The sequence below is a fragment of the Pseudomonas sp. R3-52-08 genome (assembly GCF_003851745.1).
Taxonomy (GTDB): Bacteria; Pseudomonadota; Gammaproteobacteria; order Pseudomonadales; family Pseudomonadaceae; genus Aquipseudomonas.
Genome location: NZ_CP027730.1, coordinates 4,319,769 through 4,334,602, shown reverse-complemented (window position 1 = coordinate 4,334,602; position 14,834 = coordinate 4,319,769). Strand labels below are relative to the sequence as shown.

The window sequence follows — 14,834 nt, the reverse complement described above, 5'->3', positions numbered from 1 at the left end:
GTACCAGCCAATGAATCTGTTGACTGACACACAGCCATCGGGGGCAAGCCCCCTCCCACAGTTTGATTTGTGGACACAGTCAAAAGTGTGAGAGGGGGCTTGCTCCCGATGGGGCCAGTCAGGACACTACTTATCGCTCGGTCAGGGCAAACTGCGTCAGGCAAAACGTCGGGATGCCCATGTCTTCCAAGCGCTGCGACCCACCCAGCTCCGGCAAATCGATGATCGCCGCCGCTTCAAAGATTTTTGCGCCCATGCGCCGCACCAGGTTCGCCGCAGCAATCAGGGTGCCGCCCGTGGCGATCAAGTCATCGAACATCAGCACCGAGTCACCTTCGCACAGGCTGTCGGCGTGCACTTCAAGGAAGGCTTCGCCATATTCGGTCTGGTAACCCTCAGCCAGAACGTCGGCCGGCAGTTTGCCTTGCTTGCGAAACAGGATCAGTGGCTTGTTGAGCTGATAGGCGATGATCGAGCCGATCAGGAAGCCGCGTGCATCCATCGCGCCGATATGGCTGAAATCGGCTTCGACATAGCGTTGGGCAAAGCTGTCGGCGACCAGGCGCAGGGCACGGGGTGATTGGAACAATGGCGTGATGTCACGGAAGATTACCCCAGGCTTGGGGAAGTCGATGACGGGGCGGATCAGGGATTTGATGTCGAACGAATCGAAGGTCATCGTCGAAGAGTCCTGGGCGGAAAACGGACTCGAAGTATACCTGCGGCCTCGCGGGTTCGCTTGGCCGCAGACCCTGGATCACATTTCCAGGGAACCGCCGGCCAGCGCGCACAGCTGGATGGGGTCGAGGATATGCACTTCCTTGCCCTCGGCGGCAATCAGCGCATTTTGCTGGAAGCGGGTAAATACGCGGGACACGGTTTCCACCGCGAGGCCCAGGTAATTGCCGATTTCATTACGCGACATGCTCAGGCGGAACTGGTTGGCCGAAAACCCACGGGCGCGGAAACGCGCCGATAGGTTGACCAGGAACGTCGCGATGCGCTCGTCGGCGGTTTTTTTCGACAACAGCAGCATCATCTGTTGATCGTCACGAATCTCGCGGCTCATCACGCGCATTAACTGACGGCGCAATTGCGGCAGTTGCAAGGCCAATTCATCCAGGCGCTCGAAGGGGATTTCACACACCGACGTAGTCTCCAACGCCTGGGCCGACACCGGATGAATCTCAGTGTCCATCCCCGACAGCCCGACCAGTTCGCTGGGCAAGTGAAAGCCAGTGATTTGCTCTTCGCCACCATCGCTGAGGCTGAACGTCTTCAACGCCCCTGAGCGTACTGCGTAGACCGAGTCGAACTTGTCGCCCTGGCGAAACAGAAACTCGCCTTTTTTCAGTGGGCGGCCGCGTTTAACGATGTCGTCCAGCGCATCCATGTCTTCCAGATTCAATGAAAGTGGCAGGCAGAGGGGGGCCAGGCTGCAATCCTTGCAGTGGGCCTGGCCGTGAGCGCGCTGTTTAACTGGCTCGGACATTTCTTAAATCCTTGTGGGAAAACACACATAAGACGTAAGGGTAACGCACTGGGGGGCAATGAGGCCAGTGCGTGCAAAAAACCGCTAAAGGAATAAAGGTTTGGGTATCGAGGCCGATACACAGTAACGCCAGTCTTTGAATAGGGAGCTCGACCTCATGATGTCCATTGGTGGAAATAGCCCGGCAAGCCTCAGTGCGCTGCCCCTGCCGGAGCCCAAAGACCGAGTGGCTGAAGCCAAATCGGCCGCGGCCGCCAAGGATCTGAAGGATGCCACTTCAGCGCCCCTGAGTACCAAGACGGAGGAAGGTGTGAAAGTCACGTTTTCCGGAGCGGCTTTACTGGCTATCAACGACGCGAAGAAATCCAACAGCGATATCGAGGAAAGCGGGTTGCCGGACAACGTCCAGCAGGCGCTGAAGATGATTCGCGAGATCAAGAAGCAGATCGCGGAAAAACAAGCCGAACTGGCTGCCGTCATGGCAGACAAAACGCTGTCTGCGGAACAGGCTCGGGCCAAGATGAGCAATATTCAGGGTGCATTGGCCGCGCTGAATGCGGCCCTCGTCACCGCGCAGACGTCGTTGAGCAAGGCTATGAAGGGGCTGAGCGGCGACGATGCAATGAAGGCTGCCTCCCTGGCAATGGGTTAGATATTCTCAAATCACCCGCGAGAACCTCTGCCGGTTCTGGTGCTCGAGGTATGCATCGAACACCATGCACACCGAGCGCACCAGCAGGCGCCCGGCCGGCAGCACGCGGATGCCCCGGGTATCCAGCTCGATCAGGCCGTCCGCAGCCATTATCTGTAACTGCGGCCACAGCTCATCGAAATAGCCGCGAAAATCGATATTGAACCTCTGCTCGATGCCCGCGAATTCCAGGCTGAAATGGCAGATCAACTGCTGGATCACGTCCCGCCGCAGACGGTCGTCGGTGGTACAGATCAGGCCGCGACTGGTGGCCAGTTGCGCACCGGCCAAGGCGTTCTGGTACTGGTTGAGGTCGCTGCTGTTCTGGCAATACAGGTCGCCGATCTGGCTGATCGCTGAAACCCCCAGCCCAATCAAATCGCAATGCCCATGCGTGGTGTAGCCCTGGAAATTGCGTTGCAGCGTGCCTTCTTCCTGGGCGATGGCCAGTTCGTCATCCGGCAGCGCAAAATGATCCATGCCGATGTAACGATAACCCGCCTGGGTCAACTGCTCGATGGTGGTTTGCAGCATCAGTAATTTTTCTGCCGGCGAGGGCAGGTCTTCGGTATGGATCCGCCGCTGGGGCATGAAGCGTTCCGGCAAATGCGCGTAGTTGAACACCGACAGACGGTCCGGTTGCAGGCCGATGACTTCCTCCACGGTGCGCGCAAAATTGAGTGGCGACTGCTTGGGCAGGCCGTAGATCAGGTCGATATTGATCGAGCGAAATTGCAGGGTACGCGCCGCGTCGATCACCGCGCGGGTTTCTTCCAGGCTCTGCAGGCGATTGACCGCCCGTTGCACCTCGGGGTCGAGGTCTTGCAGGCCGACGCTGACGCGGTTGAAGCCCAGTTCACGGAGCAGGCCCATGGTTGCCCAATCGGCTTCGCGAGGGTCGATTTCGATGCCGTAGTCGCCCGAATCGTCCTCCAGCAGATTGAAGTGCTGGCGCAGGTGGGTCATCACCTGGCGCAGCTCGTCATGGCTGAGAAAGGTCGGTGTGCCGCCCCCCAGATGCAGTTGCTCCACCGGCTGTTTCGGGTCGAGGTGGCAGGCCACCTGCTGGATCTCTTGCATCAGGCGTTGCAGATAGGCCTGGGCGCGACCTCGGTCCTTGGTGATCACCTTGTTGCAGGCGCAGTAGTAGCAAATGTTGGCGCAGAACGGCACATGCACATACAGCGATAACGGCCGTATGGCCTTGCGACTGTCGCGCAGCGCATGGAGCAGGTCGAAGGAGCCGACCTGGCTGTCGAATTGTACGGCGGTGGGGTAGGACGTGTAGCGCGGCCCCGCCAGGTCGTAGCGGTGAATCAGATCTGTGTCCCAACGAATGGCGTCGAGCATGCGCGCGGTCCCCCGGATTGGCTAGTCGGCCGAGTCTAGGGGCTGTGTGGGGAGGGCATGTTGATTTGCATCAACGGGGAGCGGCGCTATGCCACAGGCGTGTCAGTGCCCCATCAGCCAGTGCTGGTGCGGCCCAGGCAGGGTCCAGAGGCCGAACAACACCACCAGCACACCACCGGCCATGCGCACGCTGCGCTTGCGCAATAGCGCGGTGACACGTTCGGCGGCCAGCCCGGTCGCCAGCAACACCGGCCAGGTGCCCAGGCCGAACGCCAGCATCAGCAACGCGCTGTCCAGCGCATTCCCCTGGCTCGCGGCCCACAGCAAGGTGCTGTAGACCAACCCGCACGGCAGCCAGCCCCAAAGCGCGCCCAGCAGTAATGCGCGAGGCAGGCTTGAGACCGGCAGCAAGCGGCTGGCAACCGGCTGGATATGCCGCCACAGGCCGCGACCGAGGCGTTCGATGCGGGTCAGTCCGCTCCACCAACCCGCCAGGTACAAGCCCATGGTGATCAGCAGCAACCCCGCGAGCACGCGCAGGAACATCGCCCCCGGGCTGTTGGCCACGGCCCAGCCGGCGAGGCCGATCAGCAACCCCGCCGAGGCATAACTGAGGATGCGCCCCAGGTTGTAGGCCAGCAGCAGGCGGAACCGGCGGCTGCGCTGCTCCGGGGGAATGGCCAGGGTCAGCGCCCCCATCAAGCCGCCGCACATGCCCAGGCAATGGCCTCCGCCGAGCAGGCCGAGGATCAGCGCAGAAACCAGCAAAGGCGCCAGCTCAAGCATGGGGCGGCCCTTTGGGCGGCTGCTCGGTGCGGTTGGCTTCGTCGACAGCGGCCAGGTGATTCGGGTCCTGGTCGTCGAACAGCACGCTGTGGGCCGGGCCGTCGAGGTCTTCGTATTGGCCGCTGTCCACAGCCCAGAAGAAGATGTAGATGGCCACGCCCACTAACAGCAGCGCCGCCGGAATCATCACGTATAGAGCTGGCATCTGCACTCCATGCCCGCGCGGTTCAAGCCGGCAGCGGGCGGTTTATCAAGGGGGTACTGGCGGCTGGCACGCTGGGCAGGCGCGTCAGGCGCAGGGCATTGAGCACCACCGTCAACGAACTGAGGGACATGCCGATGGCCGCCCAGATGGGGGTGATCCACCCCAGGGCCGCGAACGGCAGCATCAGGCCATTGTACAGCCCGGCCCACAGCAGGTTTTCGATGATCACCCGGCGTGTGCGTCGCGCCAAGGTAAAAGCCTGCACCAACGCCTCCAGGCGGTTGGACAACAGCACCGCATCGGCGCTGGTTTTTGCCAGGTCGGTGGCCGAGCCCATCGCCACGCTTATATCCGCAGCGGCCAGGACCGGCACATCGTTGACACCGTCGCCGAGCATCAGCACCTTGCGGCCTTCCCGGTGCAGGCGTTGCAGCACTTGCAGCTTGTCGTCGGGGCGCAGGCCGCCGTGGGCTTCATCGATGCCCAGCTCAGACGCGACACTGGCGACCATCGGCGAGCTGTCCCCCGACAGTAGCAGCGTGCGCCAGCCGCGCGCCTTGCATGCGGCGAGCAGGGCTGGTGCATCGCTGCGCAGGCGGTCGTCGAGCACAAACCAGGCGAGCGCGCCGCGTTGATCCCCCAACAGCAGCCATTGTCCGGCTTCGTCTGGTGAAGTTGGGATGGGGGCGCCACTGAGTTCACAGACAAAAGCGGCTTGGCCAATGCGCATCAAGCGTTCGTCCACGCGGCCTTCCAGGCCCAGGCCGGGGCTGCTCAGGACGTCATCGGCAGCCAGGGGGGCACGGCCGAAGGCGCGGGCAATCGGGTGTTCGGAGCGATTTTCCAGCGCGGCGGCGAGGCCCAGGCACTGCTCGCTGTCCAGCTCGCCCAGAGGCCGGATGGCCCTCAACGCCAGGCGTCCTTCGGTGAGCGTGCCGGTCTTGTCGAAAATCACCGTGTCGATCTGGTTGAGGCCTTCCAGCACATGGCCACGGGTCAGCAGCAAGCCAAGGGTGTGCAGCGTGCCGGTGGCGGCGGTGAGGGCGGTGGGGGTGGCCAGGGACAACGCGCACGGGCAGGTCGCTACCAACATGGCCAATACAATCCAGAACGCCCTGGAGGCATCGAGCTCCCACCACACCAGGCCGATCACCGCAGCCGCCAGCAGCGAGCCCAGCAGAAACCACTGTGCGGCGCGGTCGGCGATTTGCGCCAAGCGCGGTTTTTCGGCCTGGGCACGCTCCAGCAGGCGCACGATGGCTGACAGGCGTGTGTCGTGGCCCAAGGCGCGCACCTGCACGGTCAGCGCGCCTTCGACGTTGAGCGTGCCGGCGGTGACGGCATCGCCGACCTGACGGGGCTGCGGCAGGTATTCGCCGGTAAGCAGGGATTCGTCGACGCTGGATTGGCCTTCGAGAATCACGCCATCCGCTGGCAGCACCGCGCCAGGGTGGACCAGCACCCGATCGTCCAAGGTCAGTTCGCCGAGCAGGATGCGTTCGCTTTGCCCGTCTGCGGCCAGGCGCAGGCACGAGGCGGGCAGCAGGTTGACCAACTGCGCGGTGGCGGCGGCGGTGCGTTCGCGGGCACGCCGCTCCAGGTAGCGTCCGGCCAGCAGGAACAGCGCGAACATGCCGACCGCATCGAAGTACAACTCGCCCACACCGGTGATCGCGGTCCAGATGCCCGCCAGATAAGCCCCGCCAATGGCCAGGGACACCGACACGTCCATGGTCAGGTGGCGGGTGCGCAGGTCGCGCAGCGCCCCTTTGAAAAACGGCGCACAGCTGTAGAACACGATGGGGGTGGTCAGAAACATCGCGATCCAGCGCAGGATGACATGCAACTCGGGGCTGAGGTCGATATTGAATTCAGGCCAAGTGGCCATGGTCGCCATCATGGCCTGGAACCACAGTAACCCGGCAACGCCCAGTTGACGCAGGGCCAGGCGATTCTCGCCGGCCAGTTGTTCGGCGGCACGGTCCGCTTGATAGGGATGGGCGGCATAGCCGATATGGCGCAGCTCACTGAGCACCTGGCTCAACGGTAACTGCCCGTCGGCCCAGCGCACGTGCAGGCGGTGGTTGGACAGGTTCAGCCGCGCCTCGGCCACGGCGGGCAGGCTGCGCAGGTGTTTCTCGATCAACCAGCCACAGGCCGCGCAGCTGATGCCTTCCATCAGCAGGGTGGCTTCGGCGAATTCGCCGGTGTGGCGTACGAAAGGCTTTTGCACATCGGCGCGATCGTACAGCGCCAGTTCATCGACCAGTTGCACCGGCAGCGCTTCGGGGTTGGCCGAGGCTTCGCTGCGGTGCCGGTAATAGCTTTCCAGCCCGCCTGCCACAATCGCCTCCGCCACCGCCTGGCAACCCGGGCAGCAGAGCTCGCGGCGCTCGCCGAGGATTTGTGTGGTGAACCGGCTGCCGGAGGGGACGGGCAGGGCGCAGTGGTAGCAGGGGGTGATCATGGTTCGGGATCTCAGATCGTTCCCACGCTCTGCGTGGTAACGCCTCGCTGGACGCTCTGCGTCCGCTTTTATGGCGCTGAGCGCCATGGGCTGCATTCCCACGCGGAGCGTGGGAATGATCAGTTACTTTTTCAGGTCTTCGGCACCTTGCAACGGCTCATCGCCCAGCAACAAGTCTGTGTCGTGGCTGACCTCTTCTTCTTCGAACAGGCGCCAGGTCTTGTCGCCTTCCACGCCGAGCAGTTCCACGAAGCGGCGCCCTTCGACCTTGTCGGTGACCTGGCCGATGTAGCGGTCCGGTTCGCTGGCGCTGCGGGTCAGGTTGATCTTGCGATCCTTCGCCGGCTGGGTCGGTGAGATCAGGTTCAGCTCCAGGGTGCTCGGGTTGCTGTAGCCGGTGAGGTGCAGATCGACTTCACCGGTCAGCGCGTCCAGGTGCAGCTTGCCGCGCAGTTGCAGGGTCTGGGCCAGGCGTTCGCGGTCCAGAGAGCGGTTGATGCCTTTGCCTGCCTCGTAATAGTTGTCGTTGACCAGGTTGTCCGGGTGGTTCACCGCGATGGTCACCATGGACAAGGTCAGGGTCACTGAGCAGGCGAGGATCGCGATGATGATCCAGGGCCAGAGGTGCTTGTACCAGGGGCTTGCGGCAGTGGTTACGGGCATTCTCGTGTTCCCTGTCTAACGGACTTGTGGGCCGATGAATCGGCTCTTGGCTTCAATGCGGACGCTGTTGTCGTCGGCGTCCTCGAGGATGAACGTTACCTCGTTGGTGCTTGACGGCAACTGCTCGGGCGCACTCGACAATTCTACCGGCATGCTGACGATGTCGCCGGCGGCCACCTTGATTTCGCGTCGGCCTTGCAGCTTGAGGTCGGGCAGGCCGGCGGCGTCGAGCACGTAGGTGTGGTCGCGTTGATCCTTGTTCATGATTTTCAGGCTGTAGACGTTTTCGATGCGCCCTTCGGCGTTTTCGCGGTACAGCACGCGGTCCTTGCTTACGTCGAAGCCCACCAGCGAACGCATGAAGAACGCGGCCACCAGCAGGCTGATCATCGCCAGCAACACCAAGGCGTAACCGATCAGGCGCGGGCGCAACTTATGGGTTTTCTGTCCGGACAGATTGTGCTCGGTGGTGTAGCTGATCAGGCCGCGTGGGTACTCCATCTTGTCCATGATGTTGTCGCAGGCGTCGATGCAGGCAGCGCAACCGATGCACTCGATCTGCAGGCCGTCGCGGATGTCGATGCCGGTGGGGCACACCTGCACGCACATCGTGCAGTCGATGCAATCGCCCAGGCCCTGGGCCTTGTAGTCGACCCCCTTCTTGCGCGGGCCACGCACTTCGCCACGGCGTGGGTCGTAGGAAACGATCAGCGTGTCCTTGTCGAACATCACGCTCTGGAACCGCGCATAGGGGCACATGTAGATGCACACCTGTTCGCGCAGCCAGCCGGCGTTGCCGTAGGTGGCGAGGGTGAAGAAACCCACCCAGAAATACGACCAGCCGTCGGCCTGGCCGGTGAAAAAGTCCAATACCAGTTCGCGGATCGGCGAGAAGTAGCCGACAAAGGTCAGGCCGGTGACAAAACCGATCAGCAGCCACAGCGTGTGCTTGCTGAATTTGCGCAGAAATTTGCTGACGCCCATGGGCGCCTTGTCCAGCTTGATGCGCTGGTTGCGATCGCCTTCGGTAACCTTTTCGCACCACATGAAGATCCACGTCCACACGCTTTGCGGGCAGGTATAGCCGCACCAGACGCGGCCGGCGTAAACCGTGATGAAGAACAGGCCAAACGCCGCGACGATGAGGATGCCCGACAGCAGGATGAAATCCTGAGGCCAGAAGGTTGCGCCGAAAATAAAGAACTTACGCTCCGGCAGGTTCCACCACACCGCCTGGTGGCCGCCCCAGTTCAGCCACACCGTGCCGAAGTACAGCAGGAACAGGCCGGCACCGCCGAGCATGCGCAGATTGCGGAACAGCCCGGTGAAAGCGCGGGTGTAGATTTTCTCTCGTGACGCATAGAGATCGACGGTTTTGGCAGGCGGGGTAACGTCGTGTACCGGTATCTGGTTGCTCATCATTGCATCCCACGGCGGTGGAGATTTGCCTCGGCCAGTACGTGCCAACCGGGGTCAAATTAAGGATGTTGCAGTGGCCTAATGATACGCCCCCGGTGGTACGTGAAGGGTGCGACCTTTGGTCGCGTTGGGGGAAATCAATTGATGGTGTACGTGATCTGGATCAATTGACTTGTGAAGTATGGATGGTTTTGTGGGTAGGCAGGTCATTCCTCCCATGGATTAATCAGCGCAACACCACTGGATTTGAAGTCGCTGACGTTGCGCGTGACGACGGTAAGCCCATGAACCAGAGCGGTTGCGGCGATCAACGAGTCACTCTCGTTGGCCCGGTCTGGAACATGCAAGTGCGCACAACGCAACGCGACCGCCGCATCAACGGGCAGGATTCGGGCATCAAAGGCGGGCATCACATGGCGCTTGAGCCAGGCCCTCAACACCTTCCCCTGAGTCGGGTCTCGCCGCTCAACGCGCAGCACTCCGGTTTCCAGTTCCTTGAGCGTGATCGCGGAAATGAACATGCGTGGCGCTATCACGCTTTTTGCCCAGGCAATGACGTTTGCATCAGCCTGAGGTTTACGAAGTTCGGAGATAACATTGGTGTCGAGTAGATACATCAGGGAAGGTCCACGGGTCGATGAATGATCACGGCGCGCTCGGTTTCGAAGTCGATATCCGCCGCTTCCGGCATCACCAGCAGGTCAACGATGTCGGCATTCAGACCTGTCAATTTCTGGTAGTCCTCAATGCTTAGCAGTACATGGGCGGGCTTGCCGCGATCAGTGATAAAAACAGGCCCTTGGCGTGCGGCTTTTTTGGCACCACTTGTGTCTTGGTTGAATTCGCGGCTGGAAATGGTGGTGATGGTCATGGGGCGGCCCCCCTTTGTCGGATGTGATGTAGTTACGTTACTACTTGTGGTTGTGTGCGGCAAGTCCGAGGCCGCGAGTGGTAGTCCATGCCTGTTTGACAGATTCTGAACGCCAGAAACAAAAAGCCCCGCCAGTTTTTGCTGCGCGGGGCTTTGTTGTATTCGACGAATTACTGCTCCTCAGCCTTCTTATCCCCATGGGACAAGCTGTACACATACGCCGCCAGCAAGTGCACCTTGTCGTTGCCCTGCAGTTGTTCCTGCGCTGGCATCTGGCCCTGGCGGCCATAGCGAATGGTTTGCTGCAGTTGGGCGAAGCTCGAACCGTAGATGAACGCACCCGGATGAGTCAGGTCCGGTGCGCCCATGGCCGGGGTGCCTTTACCGGCTGGGCCGTGGCAGGCCACGCAGTTGGCGGCGAAGAGTTTTGCGCCGTTGGCGACGTCGGCCTTGGCGCCTTCCGGCAGCTTGCGGCCATCGAGGTTGGTCACCACGAACGCCGCTACGTCGGCCACGCCTTGCTCGCCGATCACTTCGGCCCAGCCTGGCATCACCGCATGGCGGCCCTGCATGATGGTTTGCTTGATGGTCGCTGCGTCGCCGCCCCAGCGCCAGTCGGCGTCGGTCAGGTTGGGAAAACCGTAGGCGCCCTTGGCGTCGGAACCGTGGCACACCGAGCAGTTGGAGGCGAACAGACGCCCGCCCATCTTCAGGGCCTGCGGGTCCTTGGCCACTTCTTCAATCGGCATCGAGGCGAATTTGGCGAAGATCGGCCCGAACCTGGCCTCCGACCTGGCCATTTCCTTTTCCCATTCGTGCACGCCGGTCCAGCCGGTCTGGCCGTTGGCGAACGCGGTTTGCTTGTCGTTGTCGAGGTAGTTGTAACCCGGCAGCAGGCCTTTCCAGTTGCCCAGGCCAGGGTACAGCGCCAGGTAGCCGAGGGCGAAGATGATAGTGCCGACGAACAGCATGAACCACCATTTGGGCAGCGGGTTGTCGTATTCCTCGATTCCGTCGAACGAGTGGCCGACGGTCTCGTCCGTCTGTTCGGCGCGCTGGCCCTTGCGGGTCGACAGCAGCAGCCAGGTCAGGGCGAAGATGGTACCCAGACTGAGGACTGTGACGTACAGGCTCCAGAACGTAGTCATTCTTTGTTACTCCTAGACGCTTGCTCGACGTGCTTGATGGCTTCCGGGTCATCCGCAAAAGGCAGCATGGTCGCGTCGTCGAATTCCGATTTGCGCCGTGGGCTGAACACCCACAGCGCCAAGCCGATAAAGGCCACCATCACCACGACGGTGCCCAGGCCACGAATCATTCCGATATCCATGCCGGTCACCGTTTGCTTTTGATGAGGGTGCCAAGGCCCTGCAGGTAGGCCACCAACGCGTCCATTTCGGTCTTGCCTTTGACGGCGGCTGCCGCACCGGCGATGTCTTCGTCGGTGTAGGGCACGCCCAGGGTGCGCAGGACTTCCATTTTTTTCGCGGTGTCCTTGCCGTCGAGCTTGTGTTCCACCAGGAACGGGTACGCCGGCATTTTCGACTCCGGCACCACGTTGCGCGGGTTGTACAAGTGCGCGCGGTGCCAGTCATCGGAGTAACGCCCGCCCACGCGTGCCAGGTCCGGGCCGGTACGCTTGGAACCCCACAGGAACGGGTGGTCCCACACGCTTTCACCGGCGACCGAGTAGTGGCCATAGCGTTCGGTTTCGGCGCGGAACGGGCGGATCATCTGCGAGTGGCAGCCCACGCAACCGTTGGCGATATAGACGTCGCGGCCTTCCAGTTCGAGGGCGGTGCGCGGTTTCATGCCTTCGACCGGCTTGTTGGTCACGTCCTGGAAGAACAGCGGGACGATCTGGGTCAGGCCGCCGATGCTCACGGCGATGACCATGAAGAAGGCCAGCAGGCCGATATTCTTCTCGACTACTTCATGCTTCATCAGTGGGCTCCCACGACGGCGATCTTGGCGGCGGCTTCAGCTTGCTCAGGGTCGGAGGCACGCACGGTGCGCCAGACGTTGTAGGCCATGAACAGCATGCCGGTGGCGAAGAACGCACCGCCCAGGGCGCGCACGATATAGCCCGGGTGGCTGGCTTGCAGCGCTTCAACGAACGAGTAGGTGAGGGTTCCGTCGTCGTTGATCGCACGCCACATCAGGCCCTGGGTAATGCCGTTGACCCACATCGAGGCGATGTAGAGCACGGTGCCGATAGTGGCCAGCCAGAAGTGCGTGTTGATCAGCCCGACGCTGTGCATCTGCGCACGCCCGAACAGCTTGGGGATCATGTGGTACAGCGCGCCGATGGAGATCATCGCCACCCAGCCCAGAGCGCCGGCGTGGACGTGGCCGATGGTCCAGTCGGTGTAGTGGGAGAGCGAGTTGACGGTCTTGATCGCCATCATCGGGCCTTCGAAGGTCGACATGCCGTAGAACGCCAGCGAAACCACCAGAAAGCGCAGGATCGGGTCGGTGCGCAGCTTATGCCAGGCGCCCGAGAGCGTCATCATGCCGTTGATCATGCCGCCCCAGCTCGGCGCCAGCAGGATGATCGACATCGCCATGCCCAACGACTGCGCCCAGTCCGGCAGCGCGGTGTAGTGCAGGTGGTGCGGACCGGCCCAGATGTACAGGGTGATCAGCGCCCAGAAGTGCACGATGGACAGGCGGTAGGAATAGATGGGACGTTCGGCCTGCTTGGGCACGAAGTAGTACATCATCCCGAGGAAGCCGGTGGTGAGGAAAAAGCCCACGGCGTTATGCCCGTACCACCACTGGATCATCGCGTCCGTCGCGCCGGCATAGGCCGAGTAGGACTTGAACAGGCTGACCGGCAGGGACGCGTGGTTGACGATGTGCAGCATGGCCGTGACCAGGATGAACGCCCCGTAAAACCAGTTGCCGACATAGATGTGCTTGGTCTTGCGCTTGACGATGGTGCCGAAGAACACCACGGCGTACGTCACCCAGACAATGGCGAGCAAAATGGCGATCGGCCACTCCAGCTCGGCGTATTCCTTGGTGGTGGTGTAGCCCAGGGGCAGGCTGATGATGGCGCCGACGATGACCGCCTGCCACCCCCAGAAGGTAAAGGCGGCAAGGCCATCGGAAATCAGTCGCGTCTGGCAGGTGCGTTGCACGACGTAGTAGGAGGTGGCAAACAGCGCACAGCCACCGAAGGCAAAGATCACCAGGTTGGTGTGCAGCGGGCGCAGGCGGCCGAAGGTCGTCCAGGGCAGGTCGAAATTCAATTGCGGCCAAACCAGTTGCGAGGCGATGAACACCCCGAGCCCCATGCCAAGGATCCCCCAGACCACCGTCATGATGGCGAACTGGCGAACGACCTTATAGTTATAAGCAGTCGGACTGATTGCTGTGCTCATTCTAAGGTTCCACGGTTTAGGTTTTTTTATAGGTAAAATCGGCCGCAAGTATGTAGAAAGCGAGGGGCCATTGCAACGCAATGACTGACCTGTATCAATGCGTTCCACGCCAGATTCTGCGCCCTTTCCATGTTTGGCGTAAGGATAAAATCCTAATTGAAAGCTGATCAAGTGGACAGGAAAATATCGAAGCCTTGACGAGGGGCGTTGGGTGCACCGCAATCGCTTCGCTTGAAAGCAAGCGTAGACCCGAATGGCAGGAGGGGAAAGGAGCCGCGCAGCGGCAATGGGAAGTTTCAAGCTGCAAGCTGCAAGTAAAAGCAGCTGCAAGATCCGAGTTAGACGCTCTTCTCTTGCAGCTTGATGCTTAAGACTTGCAGCTCATCTGCTGTTACTGATGGGAAAGGCTATAAACATAAGCCGCCAGCAGGTGCACCTTGTCATTGCCTTGCAGCACTTCCTGCGCAGGCATCTGGCCCTGGCGACCATGACGGATGGTCTGTTGCAGCTGCGCCAGGCTGGTGCCGTAGATAAACCCTGCAGGCTCGGTCAGGTTTGGCGCGCCCATGGCTTCCACACCGTGGCCCTGCGGCCCGTGGCAGGCAACACAGGTGGTGTTGAATGCGGCCTGGCCCGCCGCCAGGTCGGCCGTGCTGTCGGCCGGTAAGGGCAACTTGGCCAGGTCGTGGCGTACATACGCGGCAACATTCTTCACCCCATCCTCGCCCAGCACTTCACCCCAGGCCGGCATCGCCGCGTGGCGACCGCCCAGGATGGTGGCCTTGATCGCTGCGGCCGAACCGCCCCAGCGCCAGTGGCTGTCTGCCAGGTTGGGGAAGCCGTACGCGCCCTTGGCATCCGAGCCGTGGCACACTGCGCAGTTGGAGGCGAACAGGCGACCGCCCATCTTCAAGGCTTGCGGGTCCTTGGCCACTTCTTCCACCGGCATCGCTGCGAATTTGGCATAGATCGGCCCGAACCTGGCGTCGGCCTTGGCCATCTCCTTGTCCCATTCCTTGGTCGATGTCCAGCCGTCTTCATAGCCCGGCAACACACCTTTCCAGTTACCCAGGCCCGGGTAGAGGACCAGGTAGCCGACGGCAAACACCAGCGTGCCGACGAACAGCATGAACCACCACTGGGGCAGCGGGTTGTCGTATTCCTCGATGCCGTCGAAGGCGTGGCCCATGGTTTGGTCGACGCTGCCGTGGGTTTCGCCCTTGCGGGTGCCGATCAACAGCCAGGTCAGGCCGATCAGGCTGCCGAGGGTCAGTACGCAGATCCATGTACTCCAGAAGGTAGTCATGGCCGAGTGCTCCTTGGTGCGGGCGCTTCTTGAGCGTCGGAGGGAGAAGGTTCATCGGCGAACGGCAGCAGGCGCGCCTGCTCGAAGTCCGCGTTGCGGCGGTTGTTGAACACCCACAGCGACAAGCCGATGAAAGCGATGGCGACCACCAGCGTGCCGAGGCCGCGGATGGTGCCCGCGTCGAATTCAAATCCCATG

The 14,834-nt window shown here is 61.7% G+C and carries 17 protein-coding genes; 1 reads left to right on the top strand and 16 read right to left on the bottom strand.

Translation table 11 applies throughout. The features are described from left to right. Positions 1–130: 130 nt before the first annotated feature. Positions 131–679, bottom strand: a complete 549-nt coding sequence (locus tag C4J91_RS19920) for an adenine phosphoribosyltransferase (protein ID WP_124363896.1) — start codon at positions 677–679, stop codon at positions 131–133. 78 nt (positions 680–757) lie between these two features. Then, positions 758–1,492 (bottom strand): fumarate/nitrate reduction transcriptional regulator Fnr, encoded by a 735-nt coding sequence (gene fnr / locus C4J91_RS19915; protein ID WP_124363895.1) that lies wholly within the window; start codon positions 1,490–1,492, stop codon positions 758–760. Between the two features lie 157 nt (positions 1,493–1,649). Between fnr and C4J91_RS19910 the strand changes: the two genes are divergently transcribed. Then, positions 1,650–2,144, top strand: a complete 495-nt coding sequence (locus tag C4J91_RS19910; RefSeq protein ID WP_256681613.1) for a hypothetical protein — start codon at positions 1,650–1,652, stop codon at positions 2,142–2,144. A gap of 6 nt (positions 2,145–2,150) precedes the next feature. Here the strand turns inward: C4J91_RS19910 and hemN are convergent, their stop codons facing one another. From hemN to C4J91_RS19840, 14 genes are all read right to left on the bottom strand, one after another. Continuing rightward, complete coding sequence (hemN, locus tag C4J91_RS19905) at positions 2,151–3,533, bottom strand: oxygen-independent coproporphyrinogen III oxidase (protein ID WP_124363894.1); 1,383 nt, start codon at positions 3,531–3,533, stop codon at positions 2,151–2,153. Between the two features lie 102 nt (positions 3,534–3,635). After that, complete coding sequence (locus C4J91_RS19900; RefSeq protein ID WP_124363893.1) at positions 3,636–4,319, bottom strand: sulfite exporter TauE/SafE family protein; 684 nt, start codon at positions 4,317–4,319, stop codon at positions 3,636–3,638. Further along, positions 4,312–4,524, bottom strand: a complete 213-nt coding sequence (gene ccoS, locus C4J91_RS19895) for a cbb3-type cytochrome oxidase assembly protein CcoS (protein ID WP_124363892.1) — start codon at positions 4,522–4,524, stop codon at positions 4,312–4,314. The genes C4J91_RS19900 and ccoS overlap by 8 nt, the downstream gene beginning before the upstream one ends. 22 nt (positions 4,525–4,546) lie before the next feature. Beyond that, a complete protein-coding gene (locus C4J91_RS19890; protein ID WP_124363891.1) occupies positions 4,547–6,991 on the bottom strand; it encodes a heavy metal translocating P-type ATPase in 2,445 nt (814 codons plus the stop codon). 123 nt (positions 6,992–7,114) lie between these two features. Beyond that, positions 7,115–7,654, bottom strand: a complete 540-nt coding sequence (locus tag C4J91_RS19885) for a FixH family protein (RefSeq protein ID WP_124363890.1) — start codon at positions 7,652–7,654, stop codon at positions 7,115–7,117. A gap of 15 nt (positions 7,655–7,669) precedes the next feature. Then, complete coding sequence (ccoG, locus tag C4J91_RS19880) at positions 7,670–9,073, bottom strand: cytochrome c oxidase accessory protein CcoG (RefSeq protein WP_124363889.1); 1,404 nt, start codon at positions 9,071–9,073, stop codon at positions 7,670–7,672. Between the two features lie 206 nt (positions 9,074–9,279). Then, the gene (locus C4J91_RS19875; RefSeq protein ID WP_124363888.1) at positions 9,280–9,690 is read right to left on the bottom strand and encodes a type II toxin-antitoxin system VapC family toxin; all 411 of its coding nucleotides are present in this window, start codon (positions 9,688–9,690) and stop codon (positions 9,280–9,282) included. After that, the gene (locus tag C4J91_RS19870) at positions 9,690–9,944 is read right to left on the bottom strand and encodes a type II toxin-antitoxin system Phd/YefM family antitoxin (RefSeq protein WP_124363887.1); all 255 of its coding nucleotides are present in this window, start codon (positions 9,942–9,944) and stop codon (positions 9,690–9,692) included. Before C4J91_RS19870 ends, C4J91_RS19875 begins: the two co-directional genes overlap by 1 nt. Positions 9,945–10,114: 170 nt before the next feature. After that, a complete protein-coding gene (gene ccoP, locus C4J91_RS19865) occupies positions 10,115–11,092 on the bottom strand; it encodes a cytochrome-c oxidase, cbb3-type subunit III (protein ID WP_124363886.1) in 978 nt (325 codons plus the stop codon). Then, positions 11,089–11,274, bottom strand: coding sequence for a CcoQ/FixQ family Cbb3-type cytochrome c oxidase assembly chaperone (locus C4J91_RS19860; RefSeq protein WP_003193169.1), 186 nt, complete (start codon positions 11,272–11,274; stop codon positions 11,089–11,091). Before C4J91_RS19860 ends, ccoP (C4J91_RS19865) begins: the two co-directional genes overlap by 4 nt. Positions 11,275–11,279: 5 nt before the next feature. Beyond that, a complete protein-coding gene (ccoO, locus tag C4J91_RS19855; RefSeq protein ID WP_124363885.1) occupies positions 11,280–11,888 on the bottom strand; it encodes a cytochrome-c oxidase, cbb3-type subunit II in 609 nt (202 codons plus the stop codon). Then, positions 11,888–13,330, bottom strand: a complete 1,443-nt coding sequence (gene ccoN, locus C4J91_RS19850; RefSeq protein ID WP_124363884.1) for a cytochrome-c oxidase, cbb3-type subunit I — start codon at positions 13,328–13,330, stop codon at positions 11,888–11,890. Before ccoN ends, ccoO begins: the two co-directional genes overlap by 1 nt. A gap of 391 nt (positions 13,331–13,721) precedes the next feature. Beyond that, positions 13,722–14,636 carry a cytochrome-c oxidase, cbb3-type subunit III gene (gene ccoP, locus C4J91_RS19845; RefSeq protein WP_124363883.1) on the bottom strand — a complete coding sequence of 305 codons (915 nt, stop codon included), beginning with the start codon at positions 14,634–14,636 and terminating at the stop codon, positions 13,722–13,724. After that, entirely contained in the window at positions 14,633–14,833 is a 201-nt protein-coding gene (locus C4J91_RS19840) for a cbb3-type cytochrome c oxidase subunit 3 (protein WP_124363882.1), read from the bottom strand. Before C4J91_RS19840 ends, ccoP (C4J91_RS19845) begins: the two co-directional genes overlap by 4 nt. Position 14,834: the final 1 nt, after the last annotated feature.